This window comes from Ramlibacter sp. P4_H7, from assembly GCF_056400765.1.
Window position 1 is genome coordinate 216743 of the sequence record NZ_JBFUKP010000004.1, and the last position, 14744, is coordinate 231486.

17 protein-coding genes are annotated in these 14744 nt (G+C 67.8%); 3 read left to right on the forward strand and 14 right to left on the reverse strand.

What is annotated here, in order from left to right:
- Positions 1-73 precede the first annotated feature (73 nt).
- A complete protein-coding gene (locus AC1DSA_RS07975; RefSeq protein ID WP_477887809.1) occupies positions 74-1033 on the forward strand; it encodes a recombination-associated protein RdgC in 960 nt (319 codons plus the stop codon).
- Between the two features lie 16 nt (positions 1034-1049).
- Here the strand turns inward: AC1DSA_RS07975 and rffA are convergent, their stop codons facing one another.
- From rffA to AC1DSA_RS08030, 11 genes are read right to left on the reverse strand one after another with little or no spacing between them, the layout of a single operon-like run.
- Positions 1050-2207 carry a dTDP-4-amino-4,6-dideoxygalactose transaminase gene (rffA, locus tag AC1DSA_RS07980; protein ID WP_477887811.1) on the reverse strand — a complete coding sequence of 386 codons (1158 nt, stop codon included), beginning with the start codon at positions 2205-2207 and terminating at the stop codon, positions 1050-1052.
- A gap of 5 nt (positions 2208-2212) precedes the next feature.
- Positions 2213-3787 (reverse strand): hypothetical protein, encoded by a 1575-nt coding sequence (locus AC1DSA_RS07985; protein ID WP_477887813.1) that lies wholly within the window; start codon positions 3785-3787, stop codon positions 2213-2215.
- A complete protein-coding gene (locus tag AC1DSA_RS07990; RefSeq protein WP_477887815.1) occupies positions 3774-4673 on the reverse strand; it encodes a methyltransferase domain-containing protein in 900 nt (299 codons plus the stop codon). Before AC1DSA_RS07990 ends, AC1DSA_RS07985 begins: the two co-directional genes overlap by 14 nt.
- A gap of 7 nt (positions 4674-4680) precedes the next feature.
- Positions 4681-5052, reverse strand: coding sequence for a GtrA family protein (locus AC1DSA_RS07995; protein ID WP_477887817.1), 372 nt, complete (start codon positions 5050-5052; stop codon positions 4681-4683).
- Between the two features lie 34 nt (positions 5053-5086).
- Positions 5087-6007 (reverse strand): glycoside hydrolase family protein, encoded by a 921-nt coding sequence (locus AC1DSA_RS08000; protein ID WP_477887819.1) that lies wholly within the window; start codon positions 6005-6007, stop codon positions 5087-5089.
- Positions 6004-6666 (reverse strand): acetyltransferase, encoded by a 663-nt coding sequence (locus AC1DSA_RS08005; protein WP_477887820.1) that lies wholly within the window; start codon positions 6664-6666, stop codon positions 6004-6006. Before AC1DSA_RS08005 ends, AC1DSA_RS08000 begins: the two co-directional genes overlap by 4 nt.
- Positions 6663-7298 carry a class I SAM-dependent methyltransferase gene (locus AC1DSA_RS08010; protein ID WP_477887822.1) on the reverse strand — a complete coding sequence of 212 codons (636 nt, stop codon included), beginning with the start codon at positions 7296-7298 and terminating at the stop codon, positions 6663-6665. Before AC1DSA_RS08010 ends, AC1DSA_RS08005 begins: the two co-directional genes overlap by 4 nt.
- A complete protein-coding gene (locus AC1DSA_RS08015; protein WP_477887824.1) occupies positions 7295-8080 on the reverse strand; it encodes a class I SAM-dependent methyltransferase in 786 nt (261 codons plus the stop codon). The genes AC1DSA_RS08010 and AC1DSA_RS08015 overlap by 4 nt, the downstream gene beginning before the upstream one ends.
- Positions 8077-8892, reverse strand: a complete 816-nt coding sequence (locus tag AC1DSA_RS08020; protein WP_477887826.1) for a phytanoyl-CoA dioxygenase family protein — start codon at positions 8890-8892, stop codon at positions 8077-8079. Before AC1DSA_RS08020 ends, AC1DSA_RS08015 begins: the two co-directional genes overlap by 4 nt.
- On the reverse strand, positions 8889-9830 hold the full coding sequence (locus tag AC1DSA_RS08025; protein ID WP_477887828.1) for a glycosyltransferase family 2 protein: 942 nt from the start codon (positions 9828-9830) through the stop codon (positions 8889-8891). Before AC1DSA_RS08025 ends, AC1DSA_RS08020 begins: the two co-directional genes overlap by 4 nt.
- The gene (locus AC1DSA_RS08030; protein ID WP_477887830.1) at positions 9827-10522 is read right to left on the reverse strand and encodes a WbqC family protein; all 696 of its coding nucleotides are present in this window, start codon (positions 10520-10522) and stop codon (positions 9827-9829) included. The genes AC1DSA_RS08025 and AC1DSA_RS08030 overlap by 4 nt, the downstream gene beginning before the upstream one ends.
- A 214-nt stretch (positions 10523-10736) precedes the next feature.
- On the opposite strand from AC1DSA_RS08030, the gene AC1DSA_RS08035 reads away from it, so the two are divergent.
- Both AC1DSA_RS08035 and AC1DSA_RS08040 read left to right on the forward strand, forming a co-directional pair.
- Positions 10737-11891 (forward strand): alpha/beta hydrolase, encoded by a 1155-nt coding sequence (locus tag AC1DSA_RS08035; protein WP_477887832.1) that lies wholly within the window; start codon positions 10737-10739, stop codon positions 11889-11891.
- 177 nt (positions 11892-12068) lie between these two features.
- Complete coding sequence (locus AC1DSA_RS08040) at positions 12069-12464, forward strand: response regulator (protein ID WP_477887834.1); 396 nt, start codon at positions 12069-12071, stop codon at positions 12462-12464.
- Between the two features lie 51 nt (positions 12465-12515).
- Here the strand turns inward: AC1DSA_RS08040 and AC1DSA_RS08045 are convergent, their stop codons facing one another.
- The 3 genes from AC1DSA_RS08045 to AC1DSA_RS08055 all read right to left on the reverse strand — a co-directional run bounded on the left by AC1DSA_RS08045 (position 12516) and on the right by AC1DSA_RS08055 (position 14668).
- Entirely contained in the window at positions 12516-12809 is a 294-nt protein-coding gene (locus tag AC1DSA_RS08045; protein ID WP_477887836.1) for a hypothetical protein, read from the reverse strand.
- Between the two features lie 233 nt (positions 12810-13042).
- Positions 13043-13564: a hypothetical protein gene (locus tag AC1DSA_RS08050; protein WP_477887838.1), complete on the reverse strand. Its 522-nt coding sequence runs from the start codon at positions 13562-13564 to the stop codon at positions 13043-13045.
- Between the two features lie 300 nt (positions 13565-13864).
- On the reverse strand, positions 13865-14668 hold the full coding sequence (locus AC1DSA_RS08055; RefSeq protein WP_477887839.1) for a hypothetical protein: 804 nt from the start codon (positions 14666-14668) through the stop codon (positions 13865-13867).
- Between the last annotated feature and the right edge of the window lie 76 nt (positions 14669-14744).

Sequence of the window (14744 nt, forward strand, 5' to 3'; positions counted from 1 at the left end):
GCACCGGCGGCAGTCTACCCGCCGACTAGAATCCCTGCCTTTTGCCCGCCTGACGAAAGCATCGCCGACCCCCATGTTCAAGAGCGCCTGTTTCTTCCGCATCGCCGAGGACTTCGTCCTGCCCGACCCCGACGCCCTCGAGCGCGTCCTTCACAAGGCACGCTTCGTCCCCTGCGGCCCCACGCAGGCCGAATCCACCGGCTGGGTGCCGCCGCGCGGCAACAAGAGCAAGGTGCTCGCCGAAGTCGTGGGCGGCCAGCTGATCCTGAAGCTGTGCAGCGAAAAGCGCGCGGTGCCGTCCTCCGCCGTGAAGGCGGCGGTCGACGAGAAGATCGAGCGTTACCAGCAGGAAACCGGCAACGAACGCGTGCCCTCCAAGCTGAAGAGGGAATTCAAGGAGGAAGTGCTGCTGGACCTGCTGCCGCGCGCCTTCAGCAAGCGCACCACCACCCTGCTCTGGCTCGACCCGAAGAGCCGCATGCTGGTGGTGGACGCCGCCAGCCTCGGCGCGGCCGACCGCATCGTGTCCTCGCTGCTGGCCGCGCTGCTGGAAGTCCCCGGCGGCTCGCCGTCGCTCGACCTGCAGCTGGTGCACACGCAGACCTCGCCGGCCGCATCGATGGCGCACTGGCTGGCCACCCGCGAGTCGCCGTGGCACTTCACGGTGGACCGCGACTGCGAGCTGAAGACGGCCGACGAGCAGAAGTCGTCGGTGCGCTACGCGCGCCACACGCTGGACATCGACGAGATCGCGCAGCACATCGCGGCCGGCAAGGTGCCCACGCAGCTGGCCATGACCTGGAACGACCGCGTGTCCTTCGTGCTGAGCGAAGCCGGCCAGATCCGCAAGCTGAAGATGCTGGACGTGGTGCTGAAGGAATCCGAGGACGCGAAGGGCAAGAACGACGACAACTTCGACGCCAATGCCGCGATCCTGACGGGCGAACTGTCGCAGCTGATTCCCGAGCTGCTCGAGGCGCTGGGGGGCGAGATGGCGCCGGGCATGCAGGCGGAGGAAGCGCTGGCGGCCTGATTCCGCCCGCCCGCCTTCAGCTTCGCCCGGATTCCCTGGCGATGGCCTGCAGCAGGCTGTCGACCACCATCGCCTGTGCCGTCGGCGTGATGCCCAGGAAGAGCGGCAGCCGGATCAGGCGCTCCGACAGGTCGTCGGTCCGTTCGAGCGAACCGGCGGCGCGCCCGTAGCGCAGGCCACCCGGCGACGAATGCAGCGGGACGTAATGGAAGACGGCGTTGATCCCGTCGTCCTTCATCCGCTGCAGCACGCCGTGGCGGTCGGTCCCCGGCGCCAGCAGCACGTAGTACATGTGGGCGTTGTGCGTGCATTCCGGCGGCACCCGCGGCCGCCGCAGCCGGCCCTTCGCCTCGGCGTCCGCCAGCAGGTCGTGGTAGTGCTGCCAGGCCGCCTGGCGCTGCTCGGTGATCCGTTCGGCTTCCTCCAGCTGCGCCCACAGGAAGGCGGCGATCAGTTCGCCCGGCAGGAAGGAGGAGCCCGCTTCCTGCCACGTGTACTTGTCCACTTCGCCCCGGAAGAAGCGGCCGCGGTCGGTGCCCTTCTCGCGGATGATCTCCGCCCGCTGCGCCTTTGCGGCGTCGTTCACCAGCAAGGCGCCGCCTTCGCCGGAAATGACGTTCTTGGTTTCGTGAAAGCTGTAGGCGCCCAGGTGGCCGATGCCGCCGAGCGGGCGTCCCTTGTATGTCGACATGACGCCCTGGGCCGCGTCTTCCACCACGCTGAGACGGTGCGTCTTCGCCAATCCCATGATCGTGTCCATCTCGCAGGCCACGCCGGCGTAGTGCACCGGAACGATGGCCCGCGTCCGCGGCGTGATAGCCTGCTCGATCCTGCGCTCGTCCAGGTTGAGGGTGTCCTCGCGGATGTCCACGAACACCGGCACGCCGCCCCGCAGCACGAAGGCATTCGCCGTCGAGACGAAGGTGTACGAGGGCATGATCACTTCATCGCCCGGCTGGATGTCCAGCAGCAGCGCGGCCATCTCCAGCGCCGCCGTGCAGGAATGCGTGAGCAGGGCCTTGGCGCTGCCGGTCTTGCGCTCCAGCCAGGCGTGACACTGCTTGGTGAAGGGACCGTCGCCTGCCAGCGTCCCGTTGAAGTGGGCCCGGGAGATGTAGAACAGCTCCTTGCCGGTCATGTACGGCTGGTTGAACGGAATCTTTCTTTCCATCATCGTCCTCATTTCGCTGCCGGCTTGCATCCCAGGGTCGCCGGCGCGTCCAGGCGCACCAGCTGACGGGCAGGATAGCTCCATACGTAGACTTCGGCGCTGGCAGGCAGCGACCACAGAGGCGTGCCCGGCGAGTGGCACCAGGCCTGCACCACTTCCGTCCCGGTCCAGGTCGTCAGCTTCTTGCCCACGTCCGCCGCCGTCGCCATGTAGCGGTACGCCAGCGGCGTGAAGACGCCGCGCAACTCGGGATGGCGGAGGTAGACCGCACCGGACGTGTCCCAGAAAGCTTCGAGGCCCTCGACCGCGCCTTCCGGCTTCTGGGCATCGATCAGCAGGAACGCGCCCGGCTTGGCCTGCCGCAGTCGTTCGACCGGCAGGCTGTCCAGGAGCGCCTGCTCGAAGCGCCAGCTTGTGATCCAGGCTTCGGTGTTCCGCACCGTCGACACCGCCAGCAGCGCCACGAGCGGCAGCATCAGGAGCACGCTGGCGCCGCGCAGCGCGGCGAGGCGGCCGGCAGCCCCGGCCACCACCAGCGCGGGCAGGAGGCACAGCCAGACGCTGATGACCGTCGTGGTCCGGGAAAAGACGCCGAGCGATTCGACCCGGTAGCCGGCCAGCGCGAACAGCAGCAGGGACAGCAGCATCCCGGCCGCCATCGCCAGCAGCGTGACCGCGACGAATCGCAGGCGCCCGGCCAGCGCCGCACCGACCACGGCCACGCCCAGCATGCCCGCCAGCAGCGCCCATGCGGCCCCGGGGAAGAGCACGGCCTTCGCGAACTCCGAAGGCACCAGCGACAGGCTGAGCCACGCCGTGTCGGGCCACGCCGCGTTGAAGGAGCGGTTGATGCCGATGCCCAGCAGCACCCAGAGACGGTTCTGCAGCACGAGCAGCCCCTGCACGGCGACGAAGCCGATGCCCAGGACCACGGCCTGCCGGATCCTGTCGCGGTCGATCCAGCGGGAACCGGTCGCCAGCAGGATGAGCAACACCGGCAGGAAGCTGAGCCAGAACAGCTCCGAGATCAGGGAGGCTCCCAGGAAGATCGGCAGCGCCGTGAGCAGCTTGCTTCGCAGCGGCACGTCGCTCAGGACCGCCAGCGCGATGGCGCAGAACGCCACGACGCTCACCTGCGCGGGAAAGGGAGTGGGCCAGACCGATACGCCCATGGTCCAGGGCAGTGCGATCCACGTGGCCGCCACGACGGCACCAGCCCAGCGCGCGGGACCCGGCGCCGCGCCGGCGAGCACCGCGATGCGGCGGCCGAGGAGCCCCATGGACAGCGCGGATGCGGCGATCAGCAGCGCCAGCAGGACCTGGTAGGCCAGCGGTTCGGCCGGCAGGGCCATGCGCGCGGCCGACATGATCAGGCCGTAGACGGGCCGGGAGGCCTGCTCGGTCATGAACTTCGCGACCAGGTCGGCCGACATCGGCCGCAAGGTGGCCCAGTCGTCGTGGTAGAAGCCCAGCACGGCGGGGCGCCACGCCACGACCAGCAGCCAGACCGCGGCCGGCAGCAGCCACGCCGACAGGCCGGGCCAGCGCGCGGTACGGATCCGCTCTTCCTCAGTGCGCTGCACGCTCGCCCTCCCCGGTCGCCGGTTTCCGCGCCACCAGCAGACGCGAACCGCCCACGGGCAAGTTGAGGCCGGCCTCGATGGCCTTGCGCTCCAGGTCGAGCACGCGCTCCAGCGCGCGGTTCAGGGCGGGAGAGATCCGGAATTCAGCCATCGGGTCGTAGGTCGTGCCGGCACGCCACCGCCAGCGCGAGGCGACCATCGCCGGCAGGAGCAAGGTCGTGAAGGAGGTCGAGCGCAGGATCTCGAAACCGGCGCCGCGCACCACTGCATGCAGCCCGGCGGCCGTGTAGCGGCGCACGTGCGAGGCGTAGGTGTCGGCGGCGCTCCACAGCCACGGGTGCTGCGGCACCGTCAGCACCAGCGAGCCGCCGGGCTTCAGCGCCTGCCAGGCCTGTCGCAGGACGATCGCGTCCTCGGCGATGTGCTCCACCACGTCGAACGCTCCGACCGCGTCGAATTCCTCTTCGAACGGGATGTTGCGGGCATCCATCTGCACCAACGTCGCCGCCGGGACGCGGCGCGCCGCGCACGCCAGGCCGGTGATGAACACCTCGCTGGCGGTCAACGCGGCCTGCGGGAACTGGCGGTGGATGGCCTCCAGGACGAAGCCGGTGCCGCAACCGAGCTCGAGGTACGAAGCCATGCGATCGCCGCATGCGGTCCTCAAAGCCGACAGGATCAGCTGGTTGCGCGCCCGGAACCAGAAGTTGCCTTCCTCCAGCCCGGCCAGCACCGGGAAGAAGCTGGCGTCGAAGCCGCCGCCGGCATGCGCGAGTTCGGGGGCGAACGCCAGGAACCTTTCGATCCGCGGCGGCGCGAACCCGCAGTCCGGGCAGCGCTCCAGCGAAGTCGCGTAGCGCGCATGACAGTCGACACAGATGCGCATCGGTTTTTCAGCGGTAGGCCGGGCTCGGCGGCCCGGTGAAGACGAACTGCCGGAACAGCACGAACAGCAGCACGGCGACCACGCAGATGCCCACCGCCTGCGAAAGCTGGTGCGGCAGGCCGAGCCGATCGCCCAGGAAGTGGATCCCGAGGTTGACGAGGTAGCCGAGCAGGTGGGCGGCCAGGTAGCGCGGCGCGGCGTGCCGGAAGCCGGTGCGGCTCGCGAACGTGTACCGCCAGTTGCCCACGAACCCCGTGCCCACGCCGATGGCGTACATCAGCGACATCGCGGCCTTCGGCGGCACGCCCAGCCAGGTGATCAGCAGGTAGACACCATATCCCACCGCGTTGCTGGCCACCCCGACGACGATGAACCGCAACAGCTCCCCACGGCGCCCGGCCGGTGTCGTGCCCTCACGCATGCTCGAGGACCGCCAGGCCGAATCCGCTTCGCCCATAGCCGTTGCCGTTGTAAAGCATGTAACGCTCGCCGCCGTGGTCGAACACGAAGGGGTACTCGATCATCTCGGCGTCCCAGCCGTCCGGGGAGACGTCGATGCCCGCGTCCTCCAGGGCCAGGCGCCAGCCGGCGCCGTCGTCCACGGCATGCCCGATGCGGTACGTCTCGCCCTTGCCACCACGGTAGGAGAACCACATGAGCGCACGGCCATCGTCCGCGCGCGCGACCGTCGGCCGCGAGAACGCCTGGGCGCGGCCGATCTCGTATGGCACCGCGAGCCCGTGCCGCATCCACGCGCGTCCGTCGTCGGACGTGGCGTGGTTCAGGACGTGCAGCATCTCGCCGTTGCCGGCATCCCAGCTGCGCGTGGAGCCGTACCACATGTCATAGCCGCCACCCGGCCGCTCGCTCACCCAGGGATAGGACAGGCTGATCGGATCGGTGCCGTCGGCGCCAAGCCAGGGGGCATCGCCGGCCAGCACCAAGCCCAGGTCCGGCAGCACTTCCAGTCCGCCGATGTCCCCCCGCCACTGGCCGCCGGCGGGCGCCTGCCAGCCCATGAACAGCATGTAGCGGCGCGAGCCGACGCGATAGCAGTTGCCGATGCTCACGCCGTCGGCGAAGAAGGACCCGGGCGGCCCGTGCAGGAAGACCGGCTCGTGGTGGTCGCGGACCACGCTGCGACGGACGATGTCGATGTCCACGGCCCCGATAGAGGACCGCTTCTGCGCATCGCGCCCGCTGTAGAACACGCGGTAGACATCGCCTTCCAGGTGCACTGGCAGGGGGTTGGCCGCATGCGTGGCGAGCTTGGGATGCCGGCCATGCTCGGGCGGCGCGTAGACGCGCCCCAGTTTCGTCCAGCGGGGCTTCAAATTCCGCGCAGCCTCGAACTGGGGACGCGCGACCGCTCGGTGCCCGTGCCCATGTAGACGCCCTCGGGTTCGGCGTCCTGCAGCAGCAGTGCGCCCGCGCCGAGCACGCAGCGTGCGCCGATGCGCACGTGGTCGCGCAGGGTCACGTTGACGCCGACGAAGCATTGCTCGCCAATCTCCACGCCGCCGGAGACCACCACGTGCGATGCCAGGAAGCAGTGGTCGGCGATGGTGGAGTGGTGGCCGATGTGGTTGCCGCTCCAGAGCGTCACATTGTTGCCGATGGTGGCGAACGGCTGGATGGTGTTGTCCTCGAGGATGAAGCAGTTCGCGCCGATGCGGCCTTCGTTGAGGACGGTGGCCTTGTCGCTGACGTAGCTGGCCAGCTGGTACCCCATGGCGAGCGCGGCCAGGTACTTCTCCTTGCGCACGGCATTCAGCTTGGCATAGCTGACCGCCACGAACAGGTCGAACGCGGCCGGCGGATGGGCGGCCTGCACCTCCTCGAACGGAACGACCGGGAGACCGCGGAACGACGGCTCCTTCACGTAGGCGCCGTCGACGGTGAAGGCGGCGACCGTCCGCTGGGCGCGGGTGAAATAGAAGTGGGCCAGTTCGGCGATGTCGCCGGTGCCGAAGATCACGAGGGGCTTGCTCACGGCTGCTTCCTCACCAGGATGGTGAACTCGTAGAGACCGTAATCATGCAACAGGGCCACCTGGCGCGAGTAACGGCGCTTGCACAGGTCGAACAGCGCGCAGGGATCGGCGTAGTAGAGGTGCGCGCGCATCTTGTCGGCATCGGAGTAGGAGGTCAGGCAGTTGAACGCGAATCCGCGGCGGCTGCTCCGGTCGAGCACGTCGAGGGTGTCGTGCAGGTACGCGCGCCACTGGTCGTCCGGACGGTCCAGGCGGACATTGAAGATGCCGCTGGCGACCGTATAGTCCGCCGGCTCCGGCGGCACGCTGCCGTGCACGAAACGGGCCCGGGCATCGCCGGCGAAGCGGCGCGTGGCCGCCTGCACCATCGCTTCGGCCACGTCGATGCCCACGTAGCGGAAGTCGGCGTGGCGTTCGGCGAGATACGCGAAGTAGGCGCCCCAGCCGCATCCCAGGTCGTTCACCGAGAAACCCTCGCCCGCGTCGATCACCCGCGACAACTGCTCGAAGCGCAGGACCTGGCTCGCCTCGCCGTTCCAGTCCACGCCCTGGGCGGTCTCGCCGTGCTGCGCCAGCTTGTCCTGGTAGTAGTCGGCCACCTGGCCGATCAGGTCCTTCGGTCCGCTGCTCATGAAGGGGTCCTCCGGCCCGGACTCGCCTCGAAATACAGGACCAGGGCCGAGCGCGCGGCGCCGCACGCCTTCTGCAGCCAGTGCAGCGGAGCCAGGGTGTAGCGGTTCGAGATCACGCCCAGGAAGGAAGGCAGGTAGGTCTTGTACTTCACGCTGCGCCGGCCCGACAGCCGGGTCCTCTCCAGCGCGGACAGCTGCAGCTTGTCATCCTCGCTGCGGCGAACGAGGCGGTTGGACACCGGCAGCAGCAGGTTCGACATGGGATAGGTGAGTCCGGACAGATGCTCGACCTGCCAGCCGGTTGCCTCGGCCAGCCGCTGCAGGGCCTCGCGCGTGTAGCGCCTGCAGTGGCCCGCGATGTCGTCCTCGATTCCCCAGTGCGCCGGGGACGCGGGCACCAGGCCGATCATCCGGCCTCCCGGAGCCAGCAGGCTGGCGGCCTTGCGCATGAAGCGCGGCTCGGCCGCGTCGTCCATGTGCTCCATGACCATGCACGAGATGACCAGGTCCGCGTGGCGTGCGTCCTCGGGAAGCGCCAGCACGTCCTCGCAGGCGGCGCGATACCGGCCGGCCGCTATTTCCGGCGCGAACCGCTCCTGCAAGGCGGCGATCGTGAGCGGCTCGAGGTCCAGGGACTCGCCGGACCAGCCCAGGTCCAGCAGCAGGCGGGTGACCTCGCCCTGGCCCGGGCCGACCTCGATGAACCGGCCCGGCCGCATCCGCTGCAAGCGCTCTTGCAGGTACATCAGCTGCAGCACGGTGCCGGGTGGCAGCGCATTCATCGGACGCGCGACTCCAGGTAGGCACCGATGGAGGCCGGCTCCTGGTAATCGAACCCGAACAGGCTCTTCTGCTCGGGCGACAGCTGCTGCTCGTCGAGGATCCCGGGCAGCTTGATCTGCTGCTTGAAGAACGGGATCGTGTACACGTGGTTGACCGCGCGGCGGGGCCGGTCGGTCCGGTTGAAGCCGCCCGCATGGAAGGTCATGCAGTCCAGCAGGATGAATTCCCCCGCACGGGCCTCGACCTGCACGGCGCTGCTTTGGACAAAACCCTCCGAAGGGAAGGCCGCCGCCTGGTGCGAGGCCGGCAGGACGAACGTGGCGCCGTTGTCGCTGGTGAAATCGTCGACGCAGAACAGGGCGTTGATGGCCAGGGGGCTGCTGGAGACGAAGTGCTGGTACGGCAGGTCCCGGTGCCAGGCCCCCTGGTTGTAGTCCTGCGCCGGCGGATTGATGATGCCGTTCTGCTGGTTCAGCACGAACCGCCCGGCGATGAGCCGCTCCAGCACCGCCAGCAGCATCGGGTGGGACGCCAGTTGCACGAAGAGCGGACCGCCGTGCGTGCACAGCGCGCGCAGGGTGTTGAGTTCGTCCAGCGGGCGCAGCCGCTCCTCGGTCCACCGTTCGACGTAGCCCCGGCGCGCGGCATCGAAGGCCGCCGAGATCGCCGCCAGTTCCTCCGCCGTGTAGCCCGGGTCGAACCGGGCGTATCCGAGCCGCCGCACCTGCTCGGCCGCTTCGTCGGCCGCGGACGCGGCGACGTCCCGCCGCAGGATGCCGTAGCTGGAGGCCGGGACCGATGCCGCGCTCATGCCGAGCCTCCCGCGTCCGAGCCGCGATAGATCTGCCGGACGATCGTGTAGGGACGCTGCTTCACTTCGGTGAAGATCTTGGAGATGTAGATGCCCTGGACGCCCAGGAACAGAATGATCAGGCCCGAGAACAGCCAGATGGACGCAACGATGGAGGTGTAGCCATCGGGCGGCATCGCGATGAAGAAGTACCGCAGCACCAGCAGGACGATGTACGCCGCCGCCGTCAATGAAATGATGAGGCCGGAATAGAAGGTGAAGACCAGGGGCAGGCTGCTGAACGAGGTCACGGCCGTGACCAGGTGCCCGAACTTCTTGGCGAACGTGTAGGTCGTCGGACTGGTCGCGTGCTTGCGCACGACCTGGCGCGACTGGCGGAAACCGGTCTCCACCCACAGCCCGCCGATGTTCAGCTCGCGTTCCTGGTGCATCAGCAGCGCGTCGACATAGCGGCGCGTCATCAGCCGCGCCGTGACGATGTCGTCCGGCTGCGCGATGCCCGTGAGCAGCCGGAACAGGCGGTAGAACAGGCGGCCGCTCACGCGTTCCAGCCATCCTCCCCGGCGCTGCGCCTGCACGCCGTACACCACGTCGGCGCGCTCCTCCCGCAACTGCCGCTCGAACTCGGGCAGCCACTCGGGTTCCTCCTCGAGGTCGCTGTCGATCAGGAAGACCTCGTCGCCGCTGGAGGCCGCCAGCCCGGTCATCATGGCCTTGTGATGACCGAAGTTGCGCGACAGGTCCACCAGCACCAGGTGAGTGTCGCTGGCGATCAGTTCCAGGGCGCGCTGCAGGCTGTCGTCGGGCGAGCCGTCGTTGACGAGGATGATCTCGTAGCTGTCGCCGGCGAACGCGCGCGCGACCTCCGTGACGCGGCGGTGGAACTCCTGCAGGTAGGGCGCCGACTGGTAGAGGGTGGCGACGACGGAGAGCTTCATCGCGGCACGTACCTCATGGAGTGCGATGCGGAGGGACCGCAGTTGAACAGCAGGTCGAGGATGGTCACGTAGTGCGTGAACGGGCCCCACAGCTGCGGGTATTCCGGATAGCCCGCATAGTCGAACCAGGTCAGTTCGATGTTCGCGCGCTCGAACACGGACGGGTCCACGTAGTCGCGGGCCGCGGGGCCGGACACGTATTCGGTCGCACCGGCCTGCTGGCACAGGCTCGCCAGCCGTTCCGTCTTGCCATCGGCCAGGGTGTAGTCCCAGGAATTGGTGATGCGCGTGCGGATTCCCAGGTAGCCGCAGATGGCCTCGATGAACCGCCGGTTCAGCTGGGACAGCCCCTGCTCTTCGCACTCCAGGTACAGCGGCTCGAGCCAGCGCGCGATCTCGTCGAAGTGCGCGCTTCGGCGGTAGTTCTGGCTGAGCGTCTTCCAGTGATCGAGGGCCCAGTCGGTGCCGACGATGCGGGTCTCCCGGATCGTCTGGTGGTACTTGCCCTTGACCTCCACCGGCACCGTGAGCCACTGCACGCCCTGCGGCGTCTTGACCTGGTTGCGGTTGCGCCAGTCGCGCCGCGTGTACTGCATGTCGTCGTACAGGATGAACTCGTCGACCGCGGCGATCATGTCGAAGTAGCCCTTCCAAGGGATGTAGTTCGACTGGAGGATTGCGACTCTTTTCATGTGGACGGGCTGCGTGGGGGGCGAGCTCCGCCGGGCTTCCGCGTGCCGCCGCCCGCGGGGCAAAGCCCGTTCGCGGTCAGGGAGCGGCGAGATCTTACCGCACGGCAGTGAGGCGGCTCCCCTGGAGCCCGTGACTGGCCGGCCGCCCTTCCCTGCAGACTTATGGCGTGCACGTTTGTACCGATGACATGCGCACGGGCCGGCGGAAAGCTCCATGCGCCCATCCCAGGAGATCCCCGTGCGCCTTTGCCTCCCCGCCTGCCTTGCCGCGGCCTGCCTCGCCGGTGCCTGTGCCTCTTCTTCGCCGACCCCGCCCGCGGGGCTGGTCGCGACGGAACATCGCGTCCGCGTGACCTCCACCGCGCCCGCGATCGCCGGCCAGGAGGTCCAGATCTACCTGCGCGAACTGGCGCCGGGCGCGACCGTCGCGCGGGGAGCGCGGCCCGTCGTGCTGTTCGTGCACGGGGCGGGAACCCCGGCCGAGGTCTCCTTCGACTCGCGGCGTCCTGACTACAGCTGGCTCGCGGCCGTGGCGCAGGCCGGCTTCGACGTGTTCGCCGTGGACATGACCGGCTACGGCCGTTCGACCCGGCCGGCCGCGATGGCCGACGCCTGCAACGTGGCCAGGCAGCAGCAGGCGCGCTTCGTCCCGGGCGTCATCCCCGCGCCGTGCGAGCCCTCGCAGGCCACCGCGATCACCACCATGGGCTCGGACTGGAAGGACATCGACGCCGCCGTCGATTTCGTCCGTGCCTTGCGCGGCGTCGAGCGCGTGTCCTTCGTCGGCTGGTCGCAAGGCGGCCCGCGCATCGCCGGCTACACCGCGCTTCATCCGGAGAAGGTCGACCGCATCGCCGTCCTGGCGCCGGCGTACACGCGCAACTCCGCATCCGAGGAGCCGAGGCCGCTGCCGCGCATCGACGGGACGGTGACCGTGCAGTCGCGCTCCGACTTCCTGGCCAACTGGGACCGGCAGGTCGGCTGCTCCGGCCAGTACGAACCCGCTGCGGCGAAGGACCTGTTCGACGAGATGCTCGAATCGGATCCCGTGGGGGCCAAGTGGGGACCGGGCGTGCGCCGCGCGCCTTCGGTGCCCACCTGGGGCTTCAACAAGGCGACCGTTTCCCGCGTGCGCGTGCCTTTCCTGATGATCGCCGGCGAGCACGACAAGCAGGTCGACCCTCAGCGCGTGCGCGAGCTGTACGAGGACTGGGGCGGCGACAGCAAGGTGTTCGTCGACCTCGCCTGTTCCTCGCACAACGCCATGTGGGAGAAGAACCGCCGCCTGCTGTTCCAGGCCACCGTCGACTGGCTGCGCGAGGGCAAGGTGAGCGGCACCAGCCAGGGCATGCTGCGCATGGGGTACTGAAGCCGCAACCCGCACGACGGGCGCGCTGCCTCGGCGCCCGCGCACACGCGATGCCGGCTTCGTCCTGCGGCATCGCGCGCCTCTTCATGGCGCAATGGCCCTCGACTTCATTCAAGCCAGCGGCCGATGCGCCGCCTGGCCATGGAACGGGCTGGCCTGGACCGAGAGGACGGATCAATGTCGTTGCGCGTGTTCCTGGTGGAAGACCTGAAGAGCATCCATGTCCTGATGACGGAGCTGTTCTCCTTCGTCGGTGGCCTGCAGGTCGTGCGGATCGAATCGACGGAGGCCGAGGCGCGGCTCTGGCTGGAAGAAAACGTCGGAGGATGGGACGTGGCCATCATCGACCTCGTCCTGGCGCAGGGCTCGGGCATGGGGGTGCTGCAGCATGCAAGGCGTACTTCGGCCACCGGCCAGGTCGCCGTCTTCAGCGGCTACGTGTCGCCGGGCGTGCGCCAGCACTGCCTGAACCTCGGCGCCGATGCGGTGTTCGACAAGGCCGAATCGGGCGCTTTCACGGCCTGGCTGGCCGGCATGCGGCCGGGTTCGCAGCCAGCCTCCCCCGCGGCCTGAACCACTCCTGTCCCTGGGCCGCATGCGCGCGGCGGATTCCGTGCAGCGGCCCTATTCCCACCAGTTCCAGGCAGCCGCCTCGAGGCGCGAACGCAGCTCGTCGAGCTGGCTGGCGGGTCCTGTCACGCTGAACACCGCCACCAGCCAGGGGAACGGCCGGCTTTCGAAGTAGGGAAGGCCCAGCCATTCGATCTTGCGGCGCAGTTCATGCGCGGGCAGTTCGCCCGACCTGAATTGCCGGGTCTCGATCGGGTCCACGCCGTTCGGCTGCGCAGGACCGGGCGGCCCGTCGCGCTCGGCATCGACAGGCGCGGGCTGCTTCGCGCGCAGGTCTTCCCCCAACATCGATCGATGATAGGACGCGAAGGACAGTCGATGGGGCCACACGGCTCGAAGCTCCCCCCTTGATGTAACCAGAAGGAAAGTCGCTGACGGCTGGCCCCATTCTGGCGACGCCCGTGCCGTGGCGATAGAGCCCGATCGAGCCCATCCAGGTGAGCGTCGGCCCTGCGGCGCCGGCCCCAAACAGAAGGGGCGCACACCGTGCGCCCCTCCACCCTTTCCTCGCTTCCCTTCGCTCAGAGCTTGCGGCGGCTCGAGACTCCCAGGAAGGCGAGCAGCGCGGAGCCGAACAGCCAGAGCGCCCCCGGCAGCGGCACGGCGGCAATGTTCGTCGAGACGTTCATCTGGCCCGGCAGGGTGTTGATCTGCAGGACGTACTGCCCGGCCGTGAGCAGGTAGCTGAAGAACGGCACCAGGTTGTTGCCCGGAACGTCCTGCTGCGTCCAGCTGGTCAGCAGCGCACCGGTGTTGCCGGCCAGCGTGCCCGAGTTCGTGTCGGTGAACAGCGAGTACGAGGCGTTGGTGCCCAGGGGCTCGGTCGAGAAGGTGGTGAACTTGGTCGGCTGCGTGGCCCACGAGGAATCCACGATCAGCTCGTAGTAGCTGGTCGTGCCGACGTTCGCCTGGCCATTGGTGGCGATGTTGTAGACCAGCGACCCGGTCGGGTTGGTCAGCGTGATGCTCTGTTCGATCGGCACGACCGACGCGTGCGCGAGGTTTCCAACTGCCAATCCCGCCAGCGCGCAGGTTGCAGCCAACGATCTCATTCTCATTCTTCGGACTCCAGTGGTGTAGGGGGAAGCAAAATCTAACGGCCCACCTCACTCGGCGTCCCGACTCAGGATCGAAATGGATGCTTTGGAGCCAATGCGCTAACTCGCCGCAGAGGTTCGGCGAATTCTTTCGGCTTCTTCCGGGCCCACAGCAACTCCGTCATTGCCAGATGACACCGCCGCGTCGATGCCGCGGTCCTTCGAATGCGGAACCTTCTGTCGCGCTTGGGTCGACGCTTGTCAGCGACAAATACACGGGTCGCGCCTGGCTCGATAAATTTCTTCCTAGCCAGGATTCAACGTCGTGGTGAGAAAGCCCTGTCTGGTCGGCCGACCTTCCAGGGCTTTCGCTTTTGAGCCGGGCTCACTTGCGCAACCTGCGCTGTTCGCGGAGTACATTTCATTTCGCCGCGCGTGATGGTGAGCACCGTTGCGAAATGTCGAGTGCTCCGTCAACTCGGCCAGCCCCCAGCTCTCCCAGAGCCACTCCAGTGCCCCTTTGATGCTTGCGAGGCTCTGTCTCTGCAGCTCGTGGTCAACGATGACCTGAAAGTCTCCAGGGCGGCCGACCACTTCGATGAATCGGCTTCCGAATGTGCCGCGAAAGACACCCCCCGTTTCGATGAGGTTCATTCCGTGTTGATTGGACAATAAAGTCAACAGCAACGGATCCGTTTCGCTGTATCCCGCGTCGGAATCCTCGCTGTAGTTATGCTCCAGCCAGTCGACGCACCCAGCATCCATCAAGGCGCTGCACAGCCTGGGCAAGCCGAAATGGGCAGCCAGTTGCATGGGAACCACCGACTGCGCGTGCGTAAAGGTCGCCGTCCTGCAGATGTGAAGGGCATAGCCGTGGTTCGCCCCCTTGCGGACCAGGAAAGCGGCAAGCAGGTCCTTCTTCAGGCAAGCGGCCACTGCAAGCGGGGAGCCCTGGACTTCCACCTGCGTGGTGCGCCCCGCATATTCATACACGAGGTCGATCTCCGTGCCATGACGGAGAACTAATCTGTTCAGGGCGTCGATATCGTCCGCACGGATCGCAGCGAGGAACTGAGCCTCAATCAACTGAGAATCGGGCGCCTGGGACATGTGCCTGAAAGTTAAATTGTTTGGCTCTATCTAAACCGTGCCACGAGCAGTCGCGGATCCTGAGGGTTCGCCAGTC

Coding starts and splice junctions, on each gene's coding strand:
- AC1DSA_RS07975 (WP_477887809.1), top strand. CDS start 74: ATGTTCAAGAGCGCCTGTTTCTTCCGCATCGCCGAGGACTTCGTCCTG.
- rffA (WP_477887811.1), bottom strand. CDS start 2,207: ATGATGGAAAGAAAGATTCCGTTCAACCAGCCGTACATGACCGGCAAG.
- AC1DSA_RS07990 (WP_477887815.1), bottom strand. CDS start 4,673: ATGCGCATCTGTGTCGACTGTCATGCGCGCTACGCGACTTCGCTGGAG.
- AC1DSA_RS08010 (WP_477887822.1), bottom strand. CDS start 7,298: ATGAGCAGCGGACCGAAGGACCTGATCGGCCAGGTGGCCGACTACTAC.
- AC1DSA_RS08015 (WP_477887824.1), bottom strand. CDS start 8,080: ATGAATGCGCTGCCACCCGGCACCGTGCTGCAGCTGATGTACCTGCAA.
- AC1DSA_RS08020 (WP_477887826.1), bottom strand. CDS start 8,892: ATGAGCGCGGCATCGGTCCCGGCCTCCAGCTACGGCATCCTGCGGCGG.
- AC1DSA_RS08025 (WP_477887828.1), bottom strand. CDS start 9,830: ATGAAGCTCTCCGTCGTCGCCACCCTCTACCAGTCGGCGCCCTACCTG.
- AC1DSA_RS08030 (WP_477887830.1), bottom strand. CDS start 10,522: ATGAAAAGAGTCGCAATCCTCCAGTCGAACTACATCCCTTGGAAGGGC.
- AC1DSA_RS08035 (WP_477887832.1), top strand. CDS start 10,737: ATGCGCCCATCCCAGGAGATCCCCGTGCGCCTTTGCCTCCCCGCCTGC.
- AC1DSA_RS08040 (WP_477887834.1), top strand. CDS start 12,069: ATGTCGTTGCGCGTGTTCCTGGTGGAAGACCTGAAGAGCATCCATGTC.
- AC1DSA_RS08045 (WP_477887836.1), bottom strand. CDS start 12,809: ATGTTGGGGGAAGACCTGCGCGCGAAGCAGCCCGCGCCTGTCGATGCC.
- AC1DSA_RS08055 (WP_477887839.1), bottom strand. CDS start 14,668: ATGTCCCAGGCGCCCGATTCTCAGTTGATTGAGGCTCAGTTCCTCGCT.